Origin of the sequence: Micromonospora sp. SD12 (genome assembly GCF_052068495.1) — a bacterium.
Taxonomy (GTDB): Bacteria; Actinomycetota; Actinomycetes; order Mycobacteriales; family Micromonosporaceae; genus Micromonospora; species Micromonospora echinofusca.
In genome coordinates, this window is record NZ_JBQHDF010000022.1 from 55092 (window position 1) to 80589 (window position 25498).

General features: G+C 74.8%; 22 protein-coding genes. 10 read left to right on the plus strand and 12 right to left on the minus strand.

Annotated features, from left to right (window positions below):
* Window positions 1-49: 49 nt before the first annotated feature.
* From ACTMS2_RS26925 to ACTMS2_RS26940, 4 genes are read right to left on the minus strand one after another with little or no spacing between them, the layout of a single operon-like run.
* Window positions 50-1114, minus strand: coding sequence for an ABC transporter ATP-binding protein (locus ACTMS2_RS26925; RefSeq protein WP_441177895.1), 1065 nt, complete (start codon window positions 1112-1114; stop codon window positions 50-52).
* Entirely contained in the window at window positions 1111-1926 is an 816-nt protein-coding gene (locus tag ACTMS2_RS26930) for an ABC transporter permease (protein ID WP_441177896.1), read from the minus strand. The genes ACTMS2_RS26925 and ACTMS2_RS26930 overlap by 4 nt, the downstream gene beginning before the upstream one ends.
* The gene (gene modA, locus ACTMS2_RS26935) at window positions 1923-2699 is read right to left on the minus strand and encodes a molybdate ABC transporter substrate-binding protein (RefSeq protein WP_441177897.1); all 777 of its coding nucleotides are present in this window, start codon (window positions 2697-2699) and stop codon (window positions 1923-1925) included. Before modA ends, ACTMS2_RS26930 begins: the two co-directional genes overlap by 4 nt.
* A complete protein-coding gene (locus ACTMS2_RS26940; protein ID WP_441177898.1) occupies window positions 2696-3121 on the minus strand; it encodes a TOBE domain-containing protein in 426 nt (141 codons plus the stop codon). The genes modA and ACTMS2_RS26940 overlap by 4 nt, the downstream gene beginning before the upstream one ends.
* Before the next feature lie 201 nt (window positions 3122-3322).
* On the opposite strand from ACTMS2_RS26940, the gene ACTMS2_RS26945 reads away from it, so the two are divergent.
* Window positions 3323-4444: a transporter substrate-binding domain-containing protein gene (locus tag ACTMS2_RS26945; RefSeq protein ID WP_441177899.1), complete on the plus strand. Its 1122-nt coding sequence runs from the start codon at window positions 3323-3325 to the stop codon at window positions 4442-4444.
* Window positions 4336-5472: a hypothetical protein gene (locus ACTMS2_RS26950; protein WP_441177900.1), complete on the plus strand. Its 1137-nt coding sequence runs from the start codon at window positions 4336-4338 to the stop codon at window positions 5470-5472. The genes ACTMS2_RS26945 and ACTMS2_RS26950 overlap by 109 nt, the downstream gene beginning before the upstream one ends.
* A gap of 17 nt (window positions 5473-5489) precedes the next feature.
* On the opposite strand, the gene smpB is transcribed toward ACTMS2_RS26950, so the two are convergent.
* Window positions 5490-5984 (minus strand): SsrA-binding protein SmpB, encoded by a 495-nt coding sequence (gene smpB, locus ACTMS2_RS26955; RefSeq protein WP_088999896.1) that lies wholly within the window; start codon window positions 5982-5984, stop codon window positions 5490-5492.
* A gap of 161 nt (window positions 5985-6145) precedes the next feature.
* On the opposite strand from smpB, the gene ACTMS2_RS26960 reads away from it, so the two are divergent.
* Complete coding sequence (locus ACTMS2_RS26960; RefSeq protein WP_441177901.1) at window positions 6146-6685, plus strand: RNA 2'-phosphotransferase; 540 nt, start codon at window positions 6146-6148, stop codon at window positions 6683-6685.
* Window positions 6686-6694: 9 nt separating this feature from the next.
* Here the strand turns inward: ACTMS2_RS26960 and ACTMS2_RS26965 are convergent, their stop codons facing one another.
* The 4 genes from ACTMS2_RS26965 to ACTMS2_RS26980 all read right to left on the minus strand — a co-directional run bounded on the left by ACTMS2_RS26965 (window position 6695) and on the right by ACTMS2_RS26980 (window position 8988).
* Entirely contained in the window at window positions 6695-7207 is a 513-nt protein-coding gene (locus ACTMS2_RS26965) for an NUDIX domain-containing protein (protein ID WP_441177902.1), read from the minus strand.
* A 134-nt stretch (window positions 7208-7341) separates the two neighbouring features.
* On the minus strand, window positions 7342-7902 hold the full coding sequence (locus ACTMS2_RS26970; protein ID WP_441177903.1) for an NADAR family protein: 561 nt from the start codon (window positions 7900-7902) through the stop codon (window positions 7342-7344).
* 67 nt (window positions 7903-7969) lie between these two features.
* Window positions 7970-8611 carry an SRPBCC family protein gene (locus ACTMS2_RS26975; RefSeq protein ID WP_441177904.1) on the minus strand — a complete coding sequence of 214 codons (642 nt, stop codon included), beginning with the start codon at window positions 8609-8611 and terminating at the stop codon, window positions 7970-7972.
* Complete coding sequence (locus tag ACTMS2_RS26980; RefSeq protein ID WP_088999901.1) at window positions 8608-8988, minus strand: ArsR/SmtB family transcription factor; 381 nt, start codon at window positions 8986-8988, stop codon at window positions 8608-8610. Before ACTMS2_RS26980 ends, ACTMS2_RS26975 begins: the two co-directional genes overlap by 4 nt.
* Before the next feature lie 188 nt (window positions 8989-9176).
* On the opposite strand from ACTMS2_RS26980, the gene ACTMS2_RS26985 reads away from it, so the two are divergent.
* Together ACTMS2_RS26985 and fxsT are read left to right on the plus strand one after the other, a co-directional pair.
* A complete protein-coding gene (locus tag ACTMS2_RS26985; RefSeq protein WP_441177905.1) occupies window positions 9177-10409 on the plus strand; it encodes a TIR-like protein FxsC in 1233 nt (410 codons plus the stop codon).
* Between the two features lie 16 nt (window positions 10410-10425).
* Window positions 10426-14337, plus strand: coding sequence for an FxSxx-COOH system tetratricopeptide repeat protein (fxsT, locus tag ACTMS2_RS26990; protein WP_441177906.1), 3912 nt, complete (start codon window positions 10426-10428; stop codon window positions 14335-14337).
* A 138-nt stretch (window positions 14338-14475) separates the two neighbouring features.
* Here the strand turns inward: fxsT and ACTMS2_RS26995 are convergent, their stop codons facing one another.
* From ACTMS2_RS26995 to fxsA, 3 genes are read right to left on the minus strand one after another with little or no spacing between them, the layout of a single operon-like run.
* Window positions 14476-16245 carry an aKG-HExxH-type peptide beta-hydroxylase gene (locus ACTMS2_RS26995; protein WP_441177907.1) on the minus strand — a complete coding sequence of 590 codons (1770 nt, stop codon included), beginning with the start codon at window positions 16243-16245 and terminating at the stop codon, window positions 14476-14478.
* A 4-nt stretch (window positions 16246-16249) separates the two neighbouring features.
* Complete coding sequence (locus tag ACTMS2_RS27000; protein WP_441177908.1) at window positions 16250-17503, minus strand: FxsB family cyclophane-forming radical SAM/SPASM peptide maturase; 1254 nt, start codon at window positions 17501-17503, stop codon at window positions 16250-16252.
* Between the two features lies 1 nt (window position 17504).
* A complete protein-coding gene (fxsA, locus tag ACTMS2_RS27005) occupies window positions 17505-17696 on the minus strand; it encodes an FxSxx-COOH cyclophane-containing RiPP peptide (RefSeq protein WP_158241992.1) in 192 nt (63 codons plus the stop codon).
* Between the two features lie 449 nt (window positions 17697-18145).
* Here fxsA and ACTMS2_RS27010 point away from each other — a divergent pair, with 449 nt between their 5' ends.
* Genes ACTMS2_RS27010 through ACTMS2_RS27030 form a run of 5 tightly spaced genes read left to right on the plus strand, consistent with a single transcriptional unit; the run spans window position 18146 to window position 25455 of the window.
* Window positions 18146-18652 (plus strand): hypothetical protein, encoded by a 507-nt coding sequence (locus tag ACTMS2_RS27010; protein WP_441177909.1) that lies wholly within the window; start codon window positions 18146-18148, stop codon window positions 18650-18652.
* Entirely contained in the window at window positions 18652-20058 is a 1407-nt protein-coding gene (locus tag ACTMS2_RS27015) for a hypothetical protein (RefSeq protein ID WP_441177910.1), read from the plus strand. The genes ACTMS2_RS27010 and ACTMS2_RS27015 overlap by 1 nt, the downstream gene beginning before the upstream one ends.
* Window positions 20055-21479: a VWA domain-containing protein gene (locus ACTMS2_RS27020; protein ID WP_441177911.1), complete on the plus strand. Its 1425-nt coding sequence runs from the start codon at window positions 20055-20057 to the stop codon at window positions 21477-21479. Before ACTMS2_RS27015 ends, ACTMS2_RS27020 begins: the two co-directional genes overlap by 4 nt.
* A 14-nt stretch (window positions 21480-21493) precedes the next feature.
* Window positions 21494-22606, plus strand: a complete 1113-nt coding sequence (locus tag ACTMS2_RS27025) for an ATP-binding protein (RefSeq protein ID WP_101410573.1) — start codon at window positions 21494-21496, stop codon at window positions 22604-22606.
* On the plus strand, window positions 22603-25455 hold the full coding sequence (locus tag ACTMS2_RS27030; RefSeq protein ID WP_441177912.1) for a hypothetical protein: 2853 nt from the start codon (window positions 22603-22605) through the stop codon (window positions 25453-25455). Before ACTMS2_RS27025 ends, ACTMS2_RS27030 begins: the two co-directional genes overlap by 4 nt.
* Window positions 25456-25498: the final 43 nt, after the last annotated feature.

A 25498-nucleotide genomic window follows, 5' to 3' on the forward strand; every position in this document is an offset into this window, starting at 1 on the left:
CGTTCCACCCCGGGCCGTGCGGCGGTGCCGACAGCACGGGGCGGCGGTGTCAGCCGGCGGGATAGGCGTGGGTCTCCGCCGCCTTCACGGCGGCCCAGACCGGCTGCCCGGGCGCGAGGCGGAGCTGGGCGGCGGCGGCCGGCGTGACGTCCGCGGCCACCCCGATCGGCCCGTCGAGGCGCACCCGCAGGTTGTCGCCGTGCCGCTGCACGCCCGCCACCGTCGCCGCCCAGGTGTTGCGCGGGCTGCCCTCGGGGCGGGTGGGGTGCAGGGCCACCGCCGAGGGCCGGAAGGCGACGAAGGCCTCCCCGTCGAGCCGGTCGGCGACGGTGAGGACCAACCCGTCGGCGACCCGGACCCGGTGCCCGTCGGCGTGGCCCCGGTGCAGGTTCAGCCCGACGAGCCGGGCAACGTAGTCGGTGCGCGGCCGCGCCGTGACGCTCGCGGCGTCCCCCTCCTGCACCACCCGCCCCTCCTCGACGACGACGAGCCGGTCGGCCAGCACCAGCGCGTCCAGCGGATCGTGGGTGACCAGTAACGTGGCCCCCGGGTGCGCGGCGAGGTGCCGGTGCAGCTCCGCGCGGGTGTCCAGTCGGGTACGCGCGTCGAGCGCGGCGAGCGGCTCGTCCAGCAGCAGCAACGCCGGCTCGACGGCGAGGGCGCGGGCCAGCGCGACCCGCTGCGCCTGCCCGCCGGAGAGCTGCCGGGGCCGGCGGTCGGCCTGCCCGGCCAGGCCGACCCGCGCCAGCCAGTCGTGGGCCGTCCGGCGGGCGGCGCGCCGGTCCGCACCGTGGCGCCGGGGCCCGAAGGCCACGTTCTCCAGCGCGCTGAGGTGCGGGAAGAGCAGGTAGTCCTGGAAGACCACGCCGATCGGGCGGCGCTCGGTCGGCGTCCAGACGCGCCCCAGCGGCCGGTCCAGGTCGACGCCGCCGAGGGTGAGGTGCCCGGCGGTCAGCGGGAGCAGGCCGGCGAGCGCCCGCAGCGCGGTGGTCTTGCCCGCCCCGTTGGGGCCGAGCAGCGCGACCACCTCGCCGGCGGCGACGCGCAGCGGCACGTCGAGGCGGAAGGCGTCCCGCTGCACCACGAGGTGCGCGTCCAGCAGCGGCGTGCTCACGGGCTGGTGATCCAGCGGTCGCGCAGCCCGGCGAGGATGACCACCGAGACGGTGAGCAGGACGAGGCTGAGCACCACGGCGGCCTGTACGTCCGTCTCCAACGCCAGGTAGACGGCCAGCGGCATGGTCTGCGTACGCCCCGGATAGTTGCCGGCGAAGGTGATGGTGGCGCCGAACTCGCCCAGCGCCCGGGCCCAGCACAGCACCGCGCCGGCCGCCAGGCCGGGAGCCACCAGGGGCAGGGTGACGTGCGTGAACGTCGTCCAGCGGCCGGCGCCGAGGGTGGCCGCCGCCTCCTCGTACCGGCCGTCGGTGGCGCGCAGCGCGCCCTCCACGGCGATCACGAGGAACGGCATCGCCACGAACGCCTCCGCCAGCACCACGCCGGCGGTGGTGAACGGCAGGCTGATCCCGAAGGTCGCGTCCAGCCAGCCGCCGAGCAGGCCCCGCCGCCCGAAGACGAGCAGCAGCGCCACCCCGCCGACGACGGGCGGGAGCACCAGCGGCACGGTGACGAGGGCGCGTACCAGGCGTCGGCCGGGGAACTCCACGCGGGCCAGCAGCCAGGCCAACGGCACCCCGAGCAGCAGGCAGAGCAGCGTGGCCAGGGTGGCGGTCAGCAGGGACAGCCGCAGCGCGGTCAGCACGCCCGGCGCGGCGAGCCGCTGCGGCAGCTCGGCCCACGGCGTACGGGCCAGCAGCCCGACCAGCGGCAGGACGAGGAAGACCAGGCCCAGCGCGGCCGGCAGCAGCAGCGCGACGGGCACCCCGGCACCCCGCCGCCGGACCCGCCCGCCGTGGGTACGCGTCACGGCGCCTGGAACCCCGCCTCGGCGAGCACCGCGCGACCCCGCTCCGAACGGACGTACGCGACGAAGGCCCGCGCGCCGTCGGGGTTCGGCGCGTCGCGCAGCACGACGATCGGGTAGTCGTTGAGGGCGCGGGCGGACTCGGGAAACTCGACGGCCGTCACCTCGGCCGCGGTGGCCAGCGCGTCCGTACGGTAGACGAGCGCCGCGTCGACCTCGCCGAGCCGCAGCTTGGCCAACGCGCCCCGTACGTCCTGCTCCAGGGTGACCGGGGTGACGGCGACGGAGGCGGCGTCGAGCGCCGTGCGCGCCGCCGCGCCGCAGGGCACCTGCTCCGCGCAGAGCGCGACCTTCACGCCCGGCCGAGCCAGGTCGGCCAGCCCGGCGACGCCCCGGGGATTGCCTCTCGGCACGGCGACGACGAGCTGGTTGCGGGCGAAGACCGCCGGGTCGCCGTCGGCGTTGCCCGCCCCGGTGACCGTGGCCATGTTGCGCGGCGCCGCCGAGGCGAACACGTCGGCCGGCGCGCCCTGGTTGAGCTGCGCGGCCAGCGCCGCGCTGCCGGCGAAGTTGAACGCGACGGTGGCGCCGCCGGACGCCTCGAAGTCCCGGCCGAGCCGGGTGAACGACTCCGTCAGCGAGGCCGCGGCGAACACGGTCACCGTGCCGCCGGCGCGCGGGCCACCCGCCGATCCGCCGCCGGAGGCGTTCCCGCCGCCGCACCCGGCCACGCCGGCGAGGACCAGCGCCACCGCCGCCACCCGCTTCGCCCTCACGACGCGTGCCTCCCCCGGGAGCCGCCGGGCGGTGAGAGTCGTTCGACCACCACGGTGGTCGACTTGATCACTGCGACGGCCAGCGATCCGACCCGCAGATCCAGTTCGTCGACCGCCTCCCGGCTCATCAGCGACACGATCCGGAACGGCCCGGCCTGGATGTCGACCTGCGCCATCACGGTGTCCTTGACGACGTTGACCACGATGCCGCGCAGCCGGTTGCGGGCCGAGGAGGCGTCCGACCGGTCGTCCGGGTCGGTGGCCTGGCCGCGCGCGAACGCGGCGAGGTCGACCCCGTCGATCACCCGGTGGCCCTGCGCGTCGCGCCCGGCGGCGAGCCGCCCCGCGTCGACCCAGCGGCGTACGGTGTCGGCGCTGACCCCGAGCAGCTCGGCGGCCTCCCCGATGCGGAACGACGTCACCGGGCCACCCTACCGGGGCGGCAGATACGAGGTGCGACGGCGGTTCCGTCTCGTGGCTGCTGCCATCATCTGCCAGCGGCCCTGGCAGACGCGTAGCAACCGGCCCGGCGACACGACCGCCCGTGCGCATGCTGTCCCCACGGGACGGGATAGACCACAATGAAGGGCTCGCACCGGGGGACGGCGACGGGGAGGGCCGAGTTGGATCGGGACGACGAGACCAGCAGCACCCCACCGCCCCCGGCGGCGCCCGCCCGCGCCTCCCGGTCCCGGCAGCTGCGCCTGGCGGCCCTGCTGTTCCTGCTCGTGGTGGTCGTGGCGGCGACGGTACGGGTCATCGTGGCCACCGGGCCGCCCACCTGGGACGAGCTGCGCGAGCGGGCCGGGCTGACCAACCGGGACCGGCTGATCATCGGGGTCAAGGACGACCAGCCGGGCGTGGCGCAGAAGCTGGAGAACGGCGCGTTCGAGGGCTTCGACATCGACATCGCTTACATGATCGCCGAGGACCTGGGCTTCGACGCCCCGGAGGTGACGCTGCTGTCGATCGAGAGCGAGGACCGGGCCCGCCGGCAGGCGCGCGACGCCGACGGCAGCTTCGTCACGGTCGACCTGGTGGTCGCCTCCTACAGCATCACCGAGCAGCGCCGCGACCAGGGCGTGACCTTCTCCTTCCCCTACCTGGAGACCGAGCAGTCGGTGCTGACGCTCGCGTCGGATCCCCGACAGGTCGCCAGCCTGCGCGACCTCGAACGGGCGAAGGTCTGCACGCTGGGCACCTCCACCTCCGAACAGCGCCTGCGCGAGGCGGGCGCGAACCCGATCGGCCGCAACCGGATCAGCCAGTGCATCCAGGCGCTCTACGACGGCGAGGTCGACGCGGTGACCACCGACGCCGCCATCCTGGCCGGCTTCGTGGGCCCGCGCCCGCCGGGCGAGCTGCCGCCGGCGACGAAGCTGCTGCGGCCCAAGGAGCTGCGGCACTGGGACATCGGCGCGGAGTCGGCGGAGAAGTGGGGCGTGAACACCGGCCCCGTCCCCGAGATGCGCGACCTGGTCAACCTGTCCCTCCAACAGTCGGCGAAGGGCCCCGACGGCGACCGGTGGAAGGCGGCGTTCGACCGGTACCTGGCCTCGGAGCAGCAGTACAGCAACCCGCAGCAGGTGGCGGTCGGCCGGCAGCCGGAGCCCGAGGAGACGGTGGAGGTGCGGCAGTGGCCGTGGGAGAGATGGGCCCTGCCGTCTCCGGGTCGGCCGCGATCGGGGGTGCCGAGCGCCGCCCGGGCACCAAGCAGGCGCAACAGGCGCAGCAGTGGCTGCTGACGCTGCTGCCCGCGTTCCCGGTGCTGCTGCTGGTGCTGCGGCTCTGGCGGCTCAGCCGGCAGGACATGCCGACGATGCTGCTGCTGGTGCAGTACGTCAGCCCGCTCGGGCTGCTCAGCGCCCTGCTGATCGCGCTGGTGTGGGCGTTCCCGCTCGTCGTACTGGTGTTGGCCGTCCTCGGCCGGCTGCTCCAGGTCAGCGCGCCTGACCGGTTCGACCCGGAGCGCTCGCTGCTGGCCTACGGCACCGTGCGTACGCCCGGTTGGGTGCTGGTGGCGGCGATCGCGCTGGCGGCACTCACCTGGCAGCTGCGGTTCCTGCCGTTGCTGCTGATGCTGGCCCTCTGGCTGCTGGCGCTGCGGACCCGGCTGCGTCACCCGGACCGCCCCCGCCGGATCCTCGCCACCGCCCTGGTGCTGCCGGTCGTGGCGGCGGCCGCGAGCTACGCCTGGCTGGCGCCCGCCGTGCCGAGGGCGGTCGGCGAGGGCGAGCTGGCCACGGCCCTGCTGCTGGTCGTGCCGCCGCTGGGGGCCGTGGTGCTCACCGGCCCGGTGCCGCGCCCGGTCGCCCCGGCGCTGACCCGCGTCCTCGCCTACGCGGTGGCGGCGGTGGTGCCACTGGTGACGGGCGTGGTCTTCCTGCGGGTGCCGCTGCTGCCCGCCGTCGCCGTGGAGGTCGGCCCGGAGGCCGGGCCGGTCCGGGAGGTGGTACGCGGCGAGGCGGTCACGGTGACCGACCGGATGACGATCGTGCTCGACGGGCGGGGCGAGGTGCGCTTCCTGCCCAACGACCACGTACGCGGGCAACTGCTCTGCCCCGACCCGGGGCGGATCCCGGTCAGCCGGGTGGACGTCTACGGCTGGCACGTGGAGGAGACGGCGCTGGACTGGATGATCCCCCGGCAGGCGGTGGGCCGGCCGGACCCGCGCTGCCTGGGCCGGCTGCCGGCTGCCGATCCCACCGGGTCGTCCGCGCCGCCGTCCCCGGGGCCCGCCCTGCCGTCCTCGCCGCCGCCGCGCGCCCGCTGACGTCCGGCGGGCGGTGGTCAGCCCCGGCGCGCGGTGCGGCCCTTGAGGTGGCGGCCCAGCTCCCGGGCGATCTCCCGCTCGGCGTCCCGCTCGGCCAGCGCCTGCCGTTTGTCGTACGACTTGCGGCCCTTGGCCAGGGCCAGCTCGACCTTCGCCCAGCCGCCCGAGAAGTACATCGACAGGGGCACCAGGGTCAGGCCACCCTCGCGGGTCCGCTCCAGGATGCGGGCGATCTCCACCCGGCGCAGCAGCAGCTTGCGGGTGCGCCGGGGCGCGTGGTTCGTCCAGCTGCCGAAGCCGTACTCGGCGATGTGCAGACCGTAGAGCATCAGCTCGCCGTCGCGTTCCTGAGCGAACGCGTCGACCAGCGACGCCCGGCCCTCGCGCAGCGACTTGACCTCCGTGCCGGCCAGCACGATGCCCGCCTCGTAGGTCTTGAGGACGGTGTAGTCGTGCCGCGCCTTCTTGTTGGAGGCGATCAGCCTGCGCTCGGTCTGCCGGGCCGCGTTCACCCGGTCGAGGATATCGCCTCGCGGCCGGTTCCTCCCCGCGCCACCGCCGCTCGCGGCGGGCGTGCGGTGCTCGGCCCGGCCCTCCCGCGTCGCCGCAGCAGGAGGGGCGCCGTGGCCGAATCCGATGGCGCCGGCCGGGCCTGGCGGGGGAGACTCCGCCAATGGATCATCGGACGATGGTGCGGCTGAGCAAGCGGATGTCCCTGGCGTTGCGGCACGAGCCCGCCCGCTTCGGCCTCGCGCCCGACCGGGCGGGCTGGGTGCCCGTCGACGACCTGCTCGCCGCGCTGCGGATCGACCGCGTCGACCTGGACGCCGTGGTGGCCGGCAACGACAAGCAGCGCTTCGCCGTCGAACGCGGTGCCGACGGCGCCGAGCGGATCCGCGCCAACCAGGGGCACTCGATCCCGGTCGACCTGGGCCTCACGCCCAGCGACCCGCCGGCGCGGCTCTACCACGGCACCAGCCGCGTCGCGCTCGACTCGATCCGCGCCAGCGGCCTGCACCGGGCCGGCCGGCACCACGTCCACCTGTCGCCGGACGTGGCGACGGCCCGGCGGGTGGGTGCGCGCCGGGCGGGCGAGCTGGTGGTGTTGACCGTGGACGCGGCGGCGATGGCCCGCGACGGGCACGCCTTCTACCGCAGCGCCAACGGCGTCTGGCTCACCGACGCGGTGCCCGCCCGCTACCTGGCGGACTGAGCGCCCGGCTCAGCCCGCGCGTCGGGCGAGGAACTCGGCGAGCACCCTCGTGTGGGTGGAGAAGGCCAGCTCCGTCGGCTCGGTGAGCACCAGCCACTCGGTGGCCTCCTCGGTCGGCGCCGACGGGGGCAGCGCCTCGGCCGGCCGCTCGGGCAACTCGCCGAAGACCATCATCGTGCCGCCGGCCGGAGCGCCGTACACCGAGAGCAGCCGGGCGTCGGCGGCGTCGGCGCGCAGGCCCGTCTCCTCCCACAGCTCCCGCACCAGCGCCTCCTGCCACTCCTCGCCGTACTCGACGAAGCCGCCCGGCAGCGCGAGCTGGCCGCGCGCCGGCTCGATGTCGCGGCGTACGACGACCACGCCGAGGCCCCGGGCCGTGCGGACCGGCAGCACCGCCACCGCGACGGGCAGCGGGTTACGCCAGACCGTCTCGCCGCAGACCGCGCAGATCCGCGGCCACCCGGTCGCCGCCGGGTAGGCGGCGCCGCAGAAGGAGCAGTGGGAGTACGCCGCGGCGGTCATGCCGCAGCACGTTACCCCGCGCGCCCGGCGCCCCCGCGACCTGCCGCCCGTCGCGCCCCACGGCGCATCCCCACGGCGGGGGACGGGCACGAGCGGTGAGCGGCTCCGCCTTCCTCCGGGCCGGATCCCGGCGCTCACGGGCGGCCCGCGCCCAGGGCGTCGCGGGCCGCCATGAGGGCGAACCCGAGCAGGTTGGCGCCCTGCCAGCGCGCCGGATCCTCCGCGCGCGGGTCGTCGGCGGCCAGGCCGATGCCCCAGACGCGGTCGACCGGGCTCGCCTCCACGAGCACCCGCTCGCCGGTGCCGAGCAGGAACTCCCGCAGGTCGTCGTGCTGGCCGAACTTGGCGACGCTGCCCGCCACCACGATGTCGTGGCGCCGGGCCTCCCAGGTCGCCTGGTCGAAGCCGCGCACCTGGCGGCCGAGCGACTTGGCGCGGTGGGGATGCCCGGCCGCCAGGATCCGCCCGGCGACCGCGGTGTCGCCGAACAGCATCGCCTTGTGCCACATCATCCAGTGCTCGGCGGTGGCGTAGGTCCGCTCGCCGTCACTGAACGGGGCGGGCCACCACTGGCTCAGGCAGCCGGGCCCGACGCTGCCGTCGCGCTGCGGTCGGTGACCCCAGAAGCACAGGTAGCGGATCTTCCCACCGGCGCGGACGGCGGCGACGAGCTCGTCGACGGATCGAGGCGACATGGCGGCGAGTCTGCCGCAGGGGTCCGACGGAACGCGCGCGATTTCCGGGCCCGTCGGCTCCGCGCGGTCAGGCCGTCGGCGCGCCGGTGTAGAACGCCGTGGTGCGTTCCATGGCGGCCCGTGCCTGTCCGGCGTCGGTGCCGTGGGCGACGCTCGCCTCGCCCCACCGCTCGCTGCTGGCCGTGACGAACTGCCGGCCCTGCTCGGAGACCATCCAGGCCTCGCTCTCCTGCGGGGTGACCCCGCTGCCGTCGGCGGCGAGGTGCGAGGCCAGCCCGAGCAGTCCCAGGTCCCAGCCGACCCCGAGCGCGCCCGGACCGAACTGGTCCCAGCGCTCCTGGTCGACGTGCGCGACGTGCTCCAGCTCGAACCGGGTCCGACCGTCCTCCACCGGCGTCAGGCGCACCTCGATCCAGCTCACCTCGCCGCCGAACTCCCAGGTGGCGGCGAAGCTCTTCGGCGGGTCGCAGCGTTCGACCGTGCCGCCGGCGTTGCCCTCGAGCTGGTAGCGGCCGTGCAGCCGCAGGTCGCCCGAGACGGGCAGGAACCAGCGGGGGATGCGTTCGGCGTTGGTGCAGGCGTCCCAGACGTCCTCCAGCGGCGCGTCGTACGTCTGGCTGATGGTCATCACCCGGGCCTCGCCGGCCTCCAGCACCCGCCGGCCGAGCTGGCGGCGTACGGCGTTGATCTGCTCGGTCGCGTCGATCATCGGTCTCTCCCGTGGTCGGTCGTGTCGTCGGTCGGGGGCGGCTGCTCGCGCAGCCGCCGTTCGCGCTTGCCTCGGGCCAGCTCGGTGGCGAGGGCGTGCAGGGGCGGCGTCCAGAACCGCCGGAAGTTCTCGAGCCAGCGGTCGACCTCCCGCAGCGGGCGGGTGTCGACGGCGTAGAGGCGTCGGGTCCCCTCCGCCCGGACGGTGGCGAAGCCGTTGTCCCGCAGCACCTTCAGGTGCTGGGAGACCGCGGGCTGGGAGATGCCGAACTCCCGCCGGATCACGTCGCACAGTCCGCCGGCGGTCATCTCGCCGTCGGTGAGCAGTTCGAGGATGCGACGCCGCACCGGGTCACCGAGTACGTCGAAGGCGTGCACGGAAACCTTTATATCAGCCGCGCCTTATTTAAGCGACTCATGATGTGGCGGTGTGTCGCCGACGCCTGCGCGGAAGCGTCGGGGATACGACTCTCCACGGGTCGGTGCGAAGATCCGCACGACGCTACCCTGGCATCGACGGACATATACTTTCCGTACGATCGTGGAACCCGTGAGCGGAGGCGGGCGTGCCACTCTTCTTCCTGAGCTACGCCCATGAGGACAACCGCAACGGCCAGGTGCAGGAGTTCTTCGGCGATCTCAGCGAGGCGGTGGCCCGGCTGGCCGGCGTGGGCTGGGACCAGGCGGGATTCGTCGACGGGCAGATGCCGCTCGGCGCGACCTGGTCGCAGGAGTTGGCCGACGCCCTCGCCACCAGTTCCTGCCTGGTGGCGCTGACCTCCCCCCGCTACGTGGTCAGTGACTACTGCGGACGCGAGTTCCGGGTCTTCGCCGACCGGGTCGACGCGCACGAGCGGGAGTTCCGCCGCCGTCCCCCCGCCGTGCTGCCGATCCGCTGGATCCCCTGCGACCGCGTGCCCGGGGCGTTGACCGGCTTCCAGCACAAGAACTTCCCGGCCGGCGCCGTGTACGCCCAGGACGGGCTGCTCACCCTGAAGCAGCGCCGCCGGCACCACGACGAATACCAGGACTTCGTCGACGCGCTGGCCAAGCACATCGTGCAGACCGACCGCGACCACCGCCTGCTCCGGCCCGCCCGACGGCCGGTACTCGCCGAGGTCACCAGCGCCTTCGAGACCACGCGCCGGCGACCGGCTCCCGGGTCGTCCGCAGCCCGGTCGCCCCGATCGACCAGCGCCCGGCACGTCTGGTTCGTTCTGGCCGCCGGCAGCGCGGCGGAGCTGGCCGGCACCCGGAGCGGGGCGGAGGAACGCTACGGCGCGCTGGCCCGGGACTGGCGGCCGTACCGCCCCGAGCTGGAGGCGCCGATCGGCAGCTACGCCGGGGCGGTCGCCACCACCAAGAGCTACGGCTGGACGGTCGAGGACGCCGTCGACCTCGCCGAGGTGCGGGAGTGGGCCCGGGCGCACAACCAGATCGTCGTGCTCGTGGTGGACGTCTGGTCGGCCGGCCTGCCGCGCTACGAGCTGACCCTCGTCGGCTACGACCGCGACCCCGACACCACCACCCCGGTGCTGGTGCCCTGGACGGCCGCCGACGACGCGGCGGCCGACGGCAACCAGCGGTTGTGGGAGACCCTCGCGCGCGTCCTGTCGCACCACGTCGTGCGCAACGATCCCGCGATGTGGCGACCGGAGATCGCCACCGCCGGCCGGTTCCACGCCGAGCTGGAGGACGCGCTGGTCGTGGCCCAGAGCCGCATCTACCGTACGGGCACGGTCTACCAGGAGCCGCCGTCGGACGGCCCGGTGCACCGCCCGATCCTCGAAGGTCCCTGATGGAGGCGGGCAGCCGATGACGGTGAACGACGCGGCACGCGGGCAGATCGTCACGTTCTATTCGTACAAGGGCGGCACGGGACGCACGATGGCGCTGGCCAACGTCGCCTGGATCCTGGCCAGCCAGGGCCTTCAGGTGCTCGTGGTGGACTGGGACCTGGAGTCGCCCGGCCTGCACCGCTACTTCCACCCGTTCCTGCGCGACTCGGAGCTGCGCGCCACCCCCGGGGTCATCGAGATGATCTGGGATTACTCGATGGCCACGATGCAGCGCAACCCCGGCGACGACCCGCAGGAACTGCTCGCCGGGCACGCCAAGATCCAGCGGCGGGCGGTCTCGCTGAACTGGGAGTTCCCGCACGGCGGCGTCATCGACTTCGTGGCGGCCGGCCAGCAGGATTCGGCGTACTCGCGGTTGGTGAGCACCTTCGACTGGTCGAACTTCTACGAACGCCAGGGCGGGGCGGCCTTCTTCGACGCGGTCCGCGCGCAGATGCGCGCCGAGTACGACATCGTGCTGATCGACAGCCGTACGGGCCTGAGCGACGTCGCCGGCATCTGCACCGTGCAGCTGCCCGACACCGTCGTCAACTGCTTCACCATGTCGACGCAGAGCATCCGGGGCGCGTCGGCCGTGGCCCGCTCGATCCGCGCCCAGCGCCCGGACGACCCACCGCTGCTGGTGCCGGTGCCGACCCGGGTGGAGGACGCCGAGCTGCGCAAGCTGGAGACCGGCCGGGACCTGGTCCGGGCCGAGTTCGCGTCGTTCCTCGACCACCTCTCCGACGCCGCGCGGGCCCGCTACTGGAACACCATCGAGGTGCCCTACCGCGCGTTCTACGCCTACGAGGAGATCCTCGCCGCGTTCGGCGACCGTCCGGAGCAGGCGGGCACCCTGCTGGCGGCGTACGAGCAGCTCGCGTCGGTGGTGACCGGTGGCCGGGTCACCCGGCTGGAGCCGATGCCGGAGGAGGAGCGGCGCCGCTCGCTGACCGCGTTCGAGCGGTCCCGGCTCACCGCCGAGCAGACCGTGCTGGTCGGCTACGCCTCGATGGACCGGCTCTGGGCGGAGTGGATCAGCGACCAGCTCGAGGAGGCCGGGCTGCGGGTGGACCGGCGCGCGGTCGACGTGCCGGTCCGCGCGGGTGGCCGCACCGAGTTCGACCGGGCGCTCGCCGCCGCCAGCCGGGTGCTGGTCGTGCTGACCCGGCACTTCGCGGCCACGCCGCTGGCGGGGGAGGCGTGGAAGGCCGCCGCCAGCCGGGACCAGGTCGCCGGCACCGGCGTGCTGGTGCCGCTGCGGGTCGACGAGTCCCGGCTAGCCCTGCCGTACACCGACCGCACCCCGGTCGACCTCAGCGACGTCGACGCCGGCACCGCCCGGACCCTGCTGCTCGAGGAGGCGGGCGCACCCGCGCACGCGGTGACCGGCCGGGCGGTCGGCCGGTTCCCCGGATCGTTCCCGGCGGTGTGGAACGTGCGCCAGCACGGCACCACCTTCGTCGGCCGGGCGGCGCAGCTGGAGGCGCTGCGCGACCGGCTGATCGCCTCGCCCGCCTCCGGCGTGCAGGTGATCCACGGCCTCGGCGGGGTCGGCAAGACCCAGCTCGCCGCCGAGTACGCGCTCCGCTTCGCCCGCGACTACGACATCGTCTGGTGGATCCCCGCCGACAGCGAGGAACGGATCCGGGGCGGGCTGGCCGACCTCGCCGAGGCGATGGGGCTCGGCGCCGGCGGCGGTGGCGAGGCGGTCCGGCGGGTGCTCGACGCGCTACGCCGGGGCGGCCCCGGCCGGCGCTGGCTGATCGTCATGGACAACGCCGACGAGCCGTCGCGGGCCACCCGGGCGCTGCTGCCGCAGGGCCCCGGGCACGTCCTGCTCACCACGCGCGACCAGACCTGGAGCGAGTACGCGGGCGCCACGGAGCTGACCGTCTTCGACCGGGTGGAGAGCGTCCAGCTGCTGCGCGACCGTGTCCGCGGCCTCACCGAGGAGGAGGCGACCCAGGTCGCGGAGAAGCTCGGCGACCTGCCGCTGGCGGTGGAGCAGGGCGCGGCCTACCTGCGGGCCACGGCGCTGCCCGTGCAGCAGTACCTCGCCTCGCTGGACACCCCCGGCCTGCTGCGCATCCTGGAGGGCCGGCAGTCGGCTGGGTACTCCAAGACGCTCGCCGCGACCTGGCTGGTCACCCTGCGCCAGCTGCGGCAGGAGAAGCCCGCCGCCGCGCGCCTGCTGGAGCTGTGCTCGTACTACGCGCCGGAGCCGATCCCGGTCGCGATGCTCACCGGCGAGCGGTTCGCCGTCTTCATGGCCCCGTTCGACCCCACCCTCACCGACCCGATCCTGCAGGGGCTGGTCACCGCCGAGCTGGGCCGCTACGGCCTCGCCCAGGTCGACGCGGAGAACAACACCGTCCGCATCCACCGGCTGGTGCAGCTGGTCATCAGGGACCAGCTCGACGACCCCGCCGAGACCCGTCGCCAGGCCCAGTCGCTGCTCGCCGCCGCCAGCCCCCGCGACCCGGACAAGCCGGCCAACTGGCCGCGCTACGCCGAGCTGTGGCCGCACGTACGTCCCTCGGCGCTGCACGAGTCGACGGCCGAGGAGGCCCGCCAGCTCGTCGCCGACACGGTGCGCTACCTCTACCGGCGCGGGGACTACGAGTCCGCGCGCTCGCTGGCCGAGGACGCGTTGGAACGCTGGCGCGACACCGACGAGGACGACCCCACCAAGCTGCGGATGCGGTTCCACCTGGCCAACGTCCTGCGCGCGCAGAGCCTGTTCGACCTGGCCTTCGACATCGACCAGGACGTCTACGACCGGCAGCGGCGGATCTTCGGCGAGCACCACCTCTACACCCTGATGACGGCTCGCAGCCTCGGGGCCGACCTGCGTGCCCAGGGCCGCTACCACGACGCCGAGCAGCGCGACCGACGAACCCTGGAGCTGAGCGTCCGCAGCTTCGGCGAGGACAGCGGCCGTACGCTGACCGCCGAGAACAACCTCGCCGTCTCGCTGCGGCTCGTCGGCCACTTCCGGGAGGCGGCCCAGCTCGACCAGCACATCTACGAGCGGCGCCGGGAACGCTTCGGGGACGAGGACCCGTCCACTCTCGCCTCCGCCAGCAACTACGGCCGGGGGCTGCGCGACACCGGGGAGCTGTGGCGCTCGCACAGCGTCCTGCAACGCACCTCCGCCAACCAGCAGAAGATCATCGGCCCCGACCATCCGGAGACCCTGCGTACCGCCAAGGAGCTGGCACTGACCCTGCGCCAGCTCGGCCGCTTCGCCGACGCGCACCGGGTGCTGGAACGCACGGTGGTGCGTTACCAGCGCACCCTCGGCGGCGAGCACGCCGACACCCTCTCCTGCGAGATGGCGCTCGCGACCACCTGGTCGGCGGTGGGCGACAACCCGACCGCGCTGCGGATGGCGCGGCGGCTGCGCGACGCGTACACCGAGGTCCTCGGCGCCGACCACGCCATCACCCTGGCCTGCCTCAACAACCTCGGCGTGTTCCTGCGCAAGGGCGGCGAACACCCGCAGGCGCTCGACCTTGCCCAGCGGGTCCGCGACCAGCTGCTCGCCAGCCTCGGCGAGCGGCACCCGCACACCCTGCTCGCCACCCTCAACCTCGCCAACGACCTGTTCGCGCTCGGCGAGCGAGACGCCGCCCTGCTGCTGGACACCACCGCGTACGTCGAGCTGATCCGGGCCCTCGGCGCCGAGCACCCGGACAGCGTCTCGGCGGCGCTCAACCTCGCGGTCAGCAGGATCGCCACCGAGAGCGAGGCCGACGCCGGCCGCGCCCTCTACGACGACGCGTTCGGCCAACTGGTGCAGCTGTTCGGTGGCGACAACCCGCGGGTGGTCCAGGCCCGCCAGCGCGACCGGTTCAACGGCTACATCGAGCCCGCCCTGCTCTGAGCGCCCGCCCTGCTCTGAGCGCCCGGGCCGGTCCGTGCCCGGCCTGGACGAGCGCTGCGGTCTGCTTCACAGACCGTGACTGGCTGCGCCGGATCTCGCGACGGCGGTGTAGTCCGTTCGTCCGATACCGGACAGGTATCAGCGTTCCGGTGGCAGTGGTTCGTCGGGGTCGCCGGCCAGCCAGGTCGCGACCGCCAGGGGGTCGGCGCCGGGCAGCCGGTGGCACAGCGCCCGGACCAGGTCGGCGCGGGCGGTCAGCACCCGCGCGGCGGCGGTACGCCCCAGCCGTCCGGCGACCAGCGCGACGCCGACCAGCGCGTCGGCGTCCCCGGGATCCTCGGCGAGCCGGCGGCGGTAGCCGGCCAGGGCGCCCCCGGTGTCACCCGCCGCGTACGACCGGTCGGCGTGGTCCACCCGTTCCGCCTCGCTGGGGCTGGTGCCCGTACCGCCGTGGTCCGTCGCCAGCAGCCGCCGCCGCACCGCCGCCTCCGGGCCGGTGTCGCCGGTCGACGCGGGCCGGGCCGGGCCGGGCACGACGGCGGGTGCGGCGATCGGGGGCGGGCGCCGACCCCTCCGCCACGCGTACGCCACCTCCGCCACGGCGTCGTCTTCGGGGGCCAGGTTGGCCAGCGCCCAGCGCACCGCCCCGCCGTCCGCGACGTCGCGCGCCGCGGCCTCGACCCGCGCGTCGCCGGCGGGCTCCCAGCCGCGCAGGGTGCCGGCCATGCCCGCCACGAAGGCCCGCCCGTCGTCCGTCAGCTCCGCGCTGCCGGCGAGCTGCGCGACGGCCCGCGCGGTCTGCACCCGCCAGTAAGCGTACTCGAACGCGCAGCGGACGTCCTCGTGCCGCCGGCAGCGCCACACCTCGGCCACCCCGAGGTGGGCGTACGCGCCCTGCAACAGCGCGCCGACGGGGCGGGGGTCCCACCGCCACGGCGCCCGGTAGCGGGCCGGACCGCCCGGCGCGTGCAGCGGCAGCAGGTCCAGCAGCGCGCCCAGCTTGGTGTGCTGCAACTCGTGCACCAGCAGCAGCGCGAGTGTCTGCGGGTCGGCCGGCACGGAGAGCGCGATGGCACCCAGTGCGGCACGGCTGGTGGCGCTCACCGGGTGCCCGGACGGCGCCGGCGTGAGCGGCACCAGCGTACGCAGCAGCGTGGCCAGGCCCCGGGCGTGCGCCGGCAGCCGGTCGGTCAGCCAGTGCCACGCCTGCCCGGTCAGCCGGTCGAGCCGGTCCGCCGTGGCGTCGTCCAGGCGGCTCGTCGGCGGTCGGTGGTAGCGGCTCCGGTGCGGATCCTGGTCGTCGACGAGCACCTGGGCCGGGGGCGCGTCGCGGCCCGGGGTGAGCCGGCGGCTCGGCAGCCACCCGCGTGCCGGGGCGTGACCGTCGCCCGACCCGTCGGTGGCGTGCACGGCGCCGGCCGGCCCGTACACCGACAACCCCGGCGGCGGTCGACCGTCGCCGGCCGACCCGGGGTCGTAGCGCCGTCCCCTGCCGCGGACGACTGCGGTGCCGGCGCCGAGCCCGACCGCGCCGCCCACCGTGGGCAGCAGCAGCGCACCCCGCGGGCAGGGCACGGCGAGCGTGAAGGGAAGGCCCGCGCGCAGGGCGGCGGCTGCCGCCAGCCCGCCCAGGTAGGCCGTGTCGGGGCGGCCGTGCAGGGCGTCGGTGGCCCAGCCGGTGACCGGCGGGTGTGCCAGGACGTGGGCGACGGCCGCCGGATCCGCCCGCTCGGCGAGGGTGAGCAGGGCGAGGCACTGCGCGGCCGGCGAACCGGTCCCGCCCGCGCGCGCGGCGGCGACGGTCAGCAGCCGCCGCCGGCCGAGCTGACCGACGCGCAGCACCTCGAGCGTGGCGTCGTCACCGTGCCCCGCGGCGAGGCCGGCGAGCTGGGCGGGGGAGAGCACCACCGGCTCACCGCCGTCGCGAGGCAGGCCGCCGGGCTGGGGCGGCGTCGGGCGAAGCGGCCAGGGCGCGGCGGCGCAGGGCGTCGACGTCCGCGGCCACCACCCGTCGTACGTGTCGGATCAGCCGGTAGAGGTCGGGGCAGTAGACCGAGGGGTGCGCGAACCCGGCGCCGGCGCGGAAGCGGTGCGCGTACAGGCCGCCACCGCAGGCGCTGAGCACGGGGCAGGCCCGGCACGCGGCGGCCAGGGCGGCCGGACCGGTCGGCCGGCCCGCCAGCGACGGGTGCCGCAGCGCCTCGTCGAAGGAGTGGCGGAAGACGTCGAGGCCGGTACGCATCGACGCGTCGTCGGTCGTCTTCAGGGTGTCGGTGCCCTCGATGGTGCCGTCGGTCTCGATCGTCATGACGTCGGGCTCGGCGAACCCCACCGCCCGGGTGCCGCTGCGGCCGCCGAGCAGCAGCGCGATCAGCGACTCGAACAACCGGATCCCGGTGCGGCGGGGCGTCGTGGCGTACCAGCGGTCGAAGACGGCCACCAGCCAGTCGCCGTACGGGGTGTCGGTGCCGCCCGGCCGGCGCCCGGGCGGGGGAGCGGTCCAGTTGCCGTGCGGCAGCAGCAGGTCCAGGCGGGGCGGGTCGAACGCGAGCAGCGACTCGTAGACGTCCACCGGATCGTTGGCCAGGTCGACCGTGCAGAGCAGCCCCGCCCAGCGCGACCGGTGCCGCGGGTGGTCGAGCAGCCGCAGCGCGGCGGCCACGTCGGCGAAACTGCCCCGTCCGTCGGGGTAGCGGCGATGCCGGTCGTTGGCGGCCCGGTCGCCGTCGAGGCTCACCCCGACGTCGATGTCGTGGCGGTGGCACAGCGCCAGGAACTCCTCGTCCAGCAGTACGCCGTTGGTCTGCACGCCGACGTCGAGCGACGCTCCCGGGGGCAGTGCCGCCCGCAGGGTGCGTACGGTCCGGTCGAGGGTCGCCGGGCCGGCCAGCAGCGGCTCGCCGCCGTGCAGCACGACGCGTACCCGGTCGGGGCCGTGCCGTGCCAGGTGCTCGCCGAGGCGCCGCGCGACCTGGGCCACGGTGCCCGGCGCGATCATCCGTGGCCGCTCCCGCCACCGCTGGTCGGCGCTGCGGTAGACGTAACAGTGGTCGCACGCCAGGTTGCAGCGGCTGTGCACCTTGAGTACGAGCTGCCGGACCCGGGTCGGCGGATCGGCGTGGTCAGGGTGGGGTGGGGCGGCCGACGTCGGGGCGTCGGCGGACACGTCAGAAGCTCGACTCGAACGCCGACACGTCGAGCTGCCGGCCCGGCTCGTCGCCGGCCACGAGCGTGCCGAGCACGTGGGCCAGCACGCCGTCGCCGGCACCGGCGAGCAGGTCGGCCAGCGGTACGTCCCCCAGCCGCACCAGGGCGGCCCCCGTGTCGACCGACGGTGGCGGCAGCTCGGTCTCAGCCACGGTGGACCGTCCGGCGACCATGTGTCCTGCCGCGCGTCATCGCTGCGCTCACCCCGCCTTTTCTACACCATCGGGTGCCTGTCCCGACGGCCCGACACCGCACCCCGGGGTGGGCGTCGGCGGCACCCCGACGGCCCCGGCCGACCGAACCGCCGCCGGTGTGTCCGGCCACGGGGACGCGTCCGGCGGCGCGCGGTGACAGGCGGTGGACCCGGGTGGCACCGGCACTGCCCACGACCGCGATGACCGGTGACATCCCGCCTCCCGTCGGCGTCGGTGTCCGAAGCATAGGGGCGCGGCGGCCTCCGCAGCGACCACCGTCCGTAAACCCGACTCAGGGTCGTGTCGTACCCGTGGTCCATGATCCTTGTCGTCACAGCGACGCCGGCGACCCTTCCGGCGTCCGGGTCGTCACGGGCTGCGCGGAGCGGCGGACGGGAGGTCGGACAGTGGCTGACGCGGAACGGACCGCGTGGCGACGGCGCAGCACGGTGCGGGTGGTGCCGCCCTCGCGGCCCCGCAAGCTGGCCAAGGTGCCCTTCGTCGAGTTGGCCGACGGGCGGTTGCAGGGAGTGGTCTCCAGCGGGTCGGACGTCGACCGGGTCTACGTGTCGTCGATCGCCTCCGGCACCCACGCCTACCACTGCAGCACCAACAACAACCGGCCCTGCGGCGGGCTGCGCGGCGCGCCCTGCAAGCACCTGCACGCCCTGGCCGACGAGGCACTGCTCCAGTACGGCGGCGACCGGGTGGCCCGCTACCTGCGCGTCGACGTCGGCGCGGGGGCGGACAGCGCCCGGGAGCTGCTCGCCGCCCTGGACGGGCGGCACGAGCCGACCCCCGCCGCCGTCGTGTTCAGCCGCTTCCTGCGCCACCTGTCCTACCTGGAACTGCCCGGCAGCACGGTCCCCCTGCCCGAGCTGCACTGGTTCCCGGCCACCGGGACGGTTCGCTGATGCTCGGCACACAGCTCACCGTCCTGCGCGACGACACGCCGACCGGCCTGGCCGACGCCCTCGACCTGGTCACCGGCCTCGACGACGCCCTGGTCCGCGGCCTCGCCCGGGTGGGTGCGGACGACGCCGCCGCGCTGGCCGCCCTGGCGGGCGCGCTGGCCGCCACCCCGCTCGGCGACCGGCTCGCCGAGGCGGCCGCCAAGGTCACCGCCGGCTCGGTCGCCGAGGAACACCTGCTCGCCCTCGCCGGCGCCCGGTGCGCGCTGCTCGGCGCCGCCCACGACGCGCTGCTCGGGCAGCTCGACGCCGCGCTGGGCAGGACCCGCACCCCCTGGACCCCCGGCCCGGTCGAGGCCGCGGGTGACGGGTCCCCGGCCCGCGCCGGCGCGCGCGCCTGGCTGCACGAGGTTGCGGTGACCGGGTGGGCCGGCCTCGACCACGAACTCGTGGCCGCGGCCGGGGCGCCGGTCGAGGCGGCCCTCGCCGAGCCCCACCTCCGCAGGCTGGCCGTGCTGCTCGACGGCCTCGCCGCCGAGCTGCGGGCCTGCGTGCCGGTGGCCACGATGGCGCAGCCGCCGGTCCGGCGCTGGGCCGATCTCTGGGCCCGGGGTGTGCTGCTCGCCCAGGACGCGGCGGCCGCCGCCGTCCCGACGGCCGTCGAGGAGGTCTCCGGGCGGCTGCTCGTGCTCGGCGTCGACGTGCACGAGCACGACACCGCCGTGCAGGCGCAACTGCACGCGATCCTCGAACCGGCCGACGGCGGGCCGCCCCGGCTCGTCCGCAGCGCGGTCGGCGCGGTCAAGGTCGAGACGATCGTCGGCCCGGCGCTGTGGCGCCTGCTGGACGCCCATCCCGTGCTGCTGGCCGCGCTGGCCGAGCGGCGCAGTGTGACGGTCACCGGCCTGCCGCTGCGCGGCGCGGACCTGATCTGGCACGACGAGCGGGTGCGACCCGGCGAGCCCGCCGACCCGTTCGCCACCGCCCGCGTGCTGTTGCCGGCGGCGGTCGCGACGGCGTCGGCGCCGCTGGAGCGGCACCCCGTGGGGATCGCCGAGCCCGTGCTGGTGGAGGGCTACACCGTGCGCGACGACGACGGCACGACGACCTTCGCGCTCGACGGGCAGGCGATCGACGTCGCGGTCGACCGGCTGCCCTCCTGCGGCCCGCTCACCCCCGAGCTGGTGGCCACCTCCTCCGCCTGCCTCGGCCTGCTGCGGTGGGACGACGGTCGGTGGCTGCTGCAACCCCTGGCCGTGCGGGCCACCGTCAAGCGCCGGCCGGTCGACGTGCACACCGGCGACTGGGCGGGCGGCGTCACCGATCCGAAGATCGCCAAGGCCGAGGCCAAGGCGGGCGATGCCGTGGCGGTGCTGCGCGAGCGCGCGGGACGGTTGCTGCGCCGATGACCGACACCCCGAACCCCGCGGACCTCACCGACGCCAACCGGCGTCAGGTGCTCTACTGGCGGCTGCTGGCCCGGCTCTTCGATCCCGAGGAGCAGCCCACCCTGGAATCGGCCAGCATGGCGGTCGTCGACGACCTCGGCCTGCCGGCCGCCCTGCTGGACCCGGCGGTCTCGGTGGACACCGTCGTCCAGCGCTTCCCGGCCGTCGCCGACGAGCTGCGCGGCCTGCTCAGCCCGACGCCCGACGTCCCTGCGGCCGCTGACCTGCCCGACGTCCCTGCGGCCGCTGACCTGCCTGACGCGCCGGCTGCCGAGGAAGAAGGCGACGGGCCGCCGGGCGCATCCGGTGCGCCCGGCGCCGCCGAGGTACGCCGCGCCGCCCTGGTGTCGAAGCTGCTGCTCAACGTCTTCGCCACCGGCCATGGGCCGGTCGACGCCGGCCAACTGGCCCGGTGGCAGTCCGACGCCGGCTGGTTCGAGCAGGCGCTCGGACTGGAACCGGGCGGGCTGCGCCGGCAGGGCGGCGGCGACGGCCTGGGCGGGGTGCTGGCCGGCCTCGAGGGTGACCTGGTCCGCCGGATGCACCTGCGGGAGGTGCTCGCCGACCCGGTGCTGGCGAGCCGGCTGACGCCGAGCATGTCGCTGATCGAGCAGCTGCTGCGGGACAAGGCCAACCTCTCCGGGGTGGCCCTGGCCAACGCCAAGGCACTCATCCGGCGCTTCGTCGACGAGGTCGCCGAGGTGCTGCGTACGCAGGTCGCACAGACCAGCGTCGGCGTCGTCGACCGGTCCGTGCCGCCCAAGCGGGTCTACCGCAACCTCGACCTGGACCGCACGATCTGGCAGAACCTGACCAACTGGAGCCCGGAGGACGAGCGCCTCTACGTCGACCGGCTCTACTACCGGCAGACCGCCCGCCGGGTCACCCCGGCCCGGCTCATCGTGGTGGTCGACCAGTCGGGCTCCATGGTCGACTCGATGGTCAACTGCACCATCCTCGCGTCGATCTTCGCCGGCCTGCCCAAGGTGGACGTGCACCTGATCGCGTACGACACGCGGGCGCTGGACCTCACGCCGTGGGTGCACGACCCGTTCGAGGTGCTGCTGCGTACGAAGCTGGGCGGCGGCAACGACGGGCCGGTCGCCATGGCGCTGGCCCGCCCGAAGATCGTCGAGCCGCGGAACACGGTCATGGTGTGGATCTCGGACTTCTACGAGTTCGACCGCTCCCAGCCGCTGTTCGACGGCATCGAGGCCGTGCACCGCTCCGGCGTGCGCTTCATCCCGGTCGGCTCGGTCAACAGCTCGGGCCAGCAGAGCGTCAACCCCTGGTTCCGGCAACGCTTCAAGGACCTGGGCACGCCGGTGATCTCCGGCCACATCCGCAAACTCGTCTTCGAGCTCAAGAGCTTCCTCACCTAGGAGAACAACCCCTCATGTCCGAGATGTTGCGTGCCCCCGCCGAGGTCAAGTACGCCGAGGAACTCGACTTCCTGGAGTCGGTCGACACCGACCCGAAGCCGTTCTCGTGGCGGCTGAGCCCACGGATGGTCCGACTGTTCATCCTCGGCTCGGAACGGGCCGACGGGCTCGACCGGGAGATCCCGCAGAAGTGGTTCGGCGACCGCACGTTCGTCGAACGCAGCATCGTGACCCTGGCGTCGGACCGGGGCCTGCTGCTGATCGGCGACCCGGGCACCGGCAAGAGCTGGCTGGCCGAGCTGCTGGCCGCCGCCGTCTGCCGCAACTCGACGCTGGTGGTCCAGGGCACCGCCGGCACCACCGAGGACCACATCAAGTACTCGTGGAACGTCTCCATGGTCATCGCCCGGGGCCAGTCCCGGGAGTCGATGATCCCCTCGCCGATCATGACGGCGATGGAGCAGGGCACCGTCGGCCGGTTCGAGGAGCTGACCCGTTCCACGAGCGACGTGCAGGACGCGTTGATCTCGATCCTGTCGGAGAAGTACGTCTCCATCCCGGAGCTGGACCACGACAACATCGTCTTCGCCAAGCCCGGTTTCTCGATCATCGCCACCGCGAACAGCCGGGACCGGGGCGTGAACGACCTCTCCTCGGCGCTCAAGCGGCGGTTCAACTTCGTCCGGATCCCGGTGGTGACCAACAAGCGCAGCGAGGCCGAGATCGTCCGCTTCCGCACCGAGGAGCTGCTGCGCCGTCACCAGATCACCCTGGACGTGCCGCCGACCCTGCTGGACATCCTGCTCCAGAGCTTCGCCGACCTGCGCGCCGCCGCCTCCTCGGCGACCAGCGACGACGAGAAGCTGGAGTCGGCGCTGTCCACCGCCGAGCAGATCGGTGTCCTGGAGGACGCCATCCTGCACAGTCAGTTCTTCGGCGACCGCACCCTGCGCGCCGCGACGCTGGCCGGATCGCTGGTGGGTTCGCTGGCCCGCCGCAGCCCGGAGGACCTGGCGATCCTCAACAAGTACCTGCACGGGGTGGTCGAGCCGCGCGCCAAGCAGGACGGCGGCGGCTGGGAGGGCTTCCTCGACGGTGGCCGCCAGGCGATCGCCGCCCTGTCGTGACCGCCCCCACCACCCCCGGGCCGTTCGGCGCGCTGCGCGAGCAGCTCACCGCCGCCGCCAGCACCTTCGCCGGCAGCTCGGACGCCGTCGCGGAGATCCTCGCCGGCATCGTCGACGACGTCGACCGTGCCCTCGGCGAGGAGCTGGAGATCTTCCCGGTCTGCCACCACTCCCCGTCGTCGGCGCTGGCCATGGTGCGCAGGCTGCGGGCGAAGCAGCCGAAGGTGATCTACCTGGAGCTCTGCGAGGACCTCCAGCCGCTGCTGGGCGAGCTGCGCAACTGCCGCCTCCCGGTCGCCGTGCAGGCGTTCGCCTCGGAGCTGGACGGCTTTCCGGCCGACTGGGGGCCGCTCAGCGTGGTCGCGCCGATCACCGAGGCCAGCGCCGAATACCAGGCCATCGCGTACGCGCTGGAGACGCCGGGCGTCGAGCTGGTGCTGGTGGACCGCTCCACGGACCACGTCTTCCAGTGGCTGCCCCGCCCGCCCGGCACCGCCGACAAGGTCCCGCCCGGCACCGCCGGAGAGGCCCCGTCCGGCGGGGACGTCGAGACCGCCACGCCGGCGGGGGAGGAGGCGGCCCTGCACGGCGACGCGATCGGCGTCGAGATCGGCGACCTGCGGCCCCGCTTCGCGGAGCTGGAGGCGTACCTGCTGCACCACGGCAAGGTCCGGCACTGGTCGGAGTGGTGGGACCAGTACGTCGAGCAGCCGCTGGCCGACGCCGACCACGACACCTACCGGCAGGTGATGGTGCTGATCGGCAGCCTGTTCCGGCGGCTGCGTCCGGCCGGGTCGGACGCCCGGGACCGGGACGAGGACCGCGAGCGCTACATGTGGACCCGGATGCGGCAGCACCTCGCGGCCTCCGGCGCCGACCCCGCCGACTGCCTCTACGTCTGCGGCGCGTTCCACGCCGCCAGCCGGGTGGAGCAGTTCGGGCTGCGGGCCGACGCCCCGTTCGACATCGGTCCCCGCACCGGCACCCGGTGGCACTACGGCCTGATTCCGTCGAGCCACTCCGCCATCGAGGCGCAGTTCGGCCTCGCTCCCGGCTCGGTGTCGATCGCCGCCGCCACCTGGACCAAGGCGGTCGCCCGCACCGGGCTGGCCCCGTTCCGCCTGGAAGGGCAGCGCGGCGGCCGCACCCGCACCGCCGGCCGCCGCCGGGCCACCGCGGCCCCCGCGCCCGCCGCCGGCCTCGCCGACCGGCTCTCGGGCTACCTCGCCCGGCCGCCGGTGGCGCAGGGCCTGGACGAGGCGGAGCTGCGGGGCTGGTGCGTCGACATCGTCCGGCTTGCCCGGCGCAACGGCTACCTGGCCAGCACCGCCGACGCGATCGCCGTCTTCGAGACCTCGATCCTCCTCGCCGGCCTGCGCAACCGCGCCCGCCCCACGCCGTACGACTTCGCCGACGCGGCGGTCACCTGCATCGAGAAGGACGTCGTCCCGGGCCGCCGCGACGTCCGCCGGCTGTGCGAGATCCTGTTCGGCGGCGACCGGGTCGGCCAGGTGGGCTACGAGGCCCTTCCGCCGCTCGCCCGCGACGTCCACGACCGGCTCGCCCCGCTCGGGCTCGACCTGGAGAAGCGCACCATCCAGCGGGCCCTGGTGGACCTGCGGGCCAGCCCCGAGTTGGTGCCGTGCTCGGATCTGCTGTGGCGGCTGCGGCACCTGCTGCCGTCCGACGCGGTCCGGCCCATCATGGGCGAGCGCCGGCTGGGGCAGCGCTCGATCCAGGAGAGCTGGGACCTGGCGCTCGGCCGCAACCAACGCTCGCTCATCGAGCTGGGCTACGAGGGGGTGACCGTCGAGCAGGTGCTGGAGCAGCGCCTGCGCCGCGCCGTACGGGGCCCGGACGCGACGGCCTCGGTGGCGTTGGGGGCCGTCGAGGACGCCATCCGGCTGCTCGACAGCCCGCGCCTGGTCGACGAGCTCGGCACCCGCGCGGTGGAGCTGCTGGCCGCCGAACGCACCGTCGACGACGCCCCCGAGGTGCTGCGCCGGATCCGGCGGCTGCTGGCCCACCACCGCGCCACCGGGCCGCTGCCGGCCTGGTGCGAGGCGTTCGTGACCACGGGGTACGCGCACTACTGCACGCTGCTGCCCACCGCGTTCCTCGACGAGGACAGCGGCGTACGTCAGGTCGGCGCCATGCTCGGCTTCCTGTTCGGCATGGAGAGCCTGGCGCTCTCCCTGGGCTGCGACCGCTCCCAGCTCGAACTCGCCGTCGCGCAGTCGCACCCGGAGGCGCCGGCCAAGGTGGCGCTGCTCTGGGCCGCCCGTCACCAACTGGGCCTGCTGCCGCTGGCCGAGTTGCGCGAACGGTGTGCCGAGCTGCTCGGCAATCCGCTGGTGGTGCCCGCCTTCCCGCAGTACCTCAGCGGCTTCGTGCAGGCCCTGGAGCCGGTGCCGGGGCTCGCCCCGTTCGTCGTGGAGGTGATGTCGTCCGCGTTCGCCCGGTTGCCCGACCCGGTCCTGCTGCCGTGGCTCCCCACGTTGATCACCACCCTGCGCGAGCACGGTGCGGAGCTGGTGCCGCTGCTGGTGCGGGAGGCGGGGCGTACGTTCCCCGGCTCGCTGGCCGCGCTGGACGCCTGGGTGCCGCCATGGTCGGCCCCGACCCCGCCGACGTCGCCGCTCGCCGCCGTGGTGTCCGGTCCGGTGGCCGCCCTGCTGGCGGCCAACCCGCAGAGCGTCGACGCCGTCGCCGCGTTGCTCGGCTGCGACGGCGGCTGGCGCGAGCCGGACGGCGACGCCGCCGCGTCCGCCGGCCTGACCGCCCTGCTGGCCGCGCATCCGGAGACCACCGACGCGGTGGCCGGCCTGTTGGCGGCGACCCCGCGCTGACCGCCGGCCGCGAGAGCGGGTGCCGGCCTGGCCGCCCGGCGCG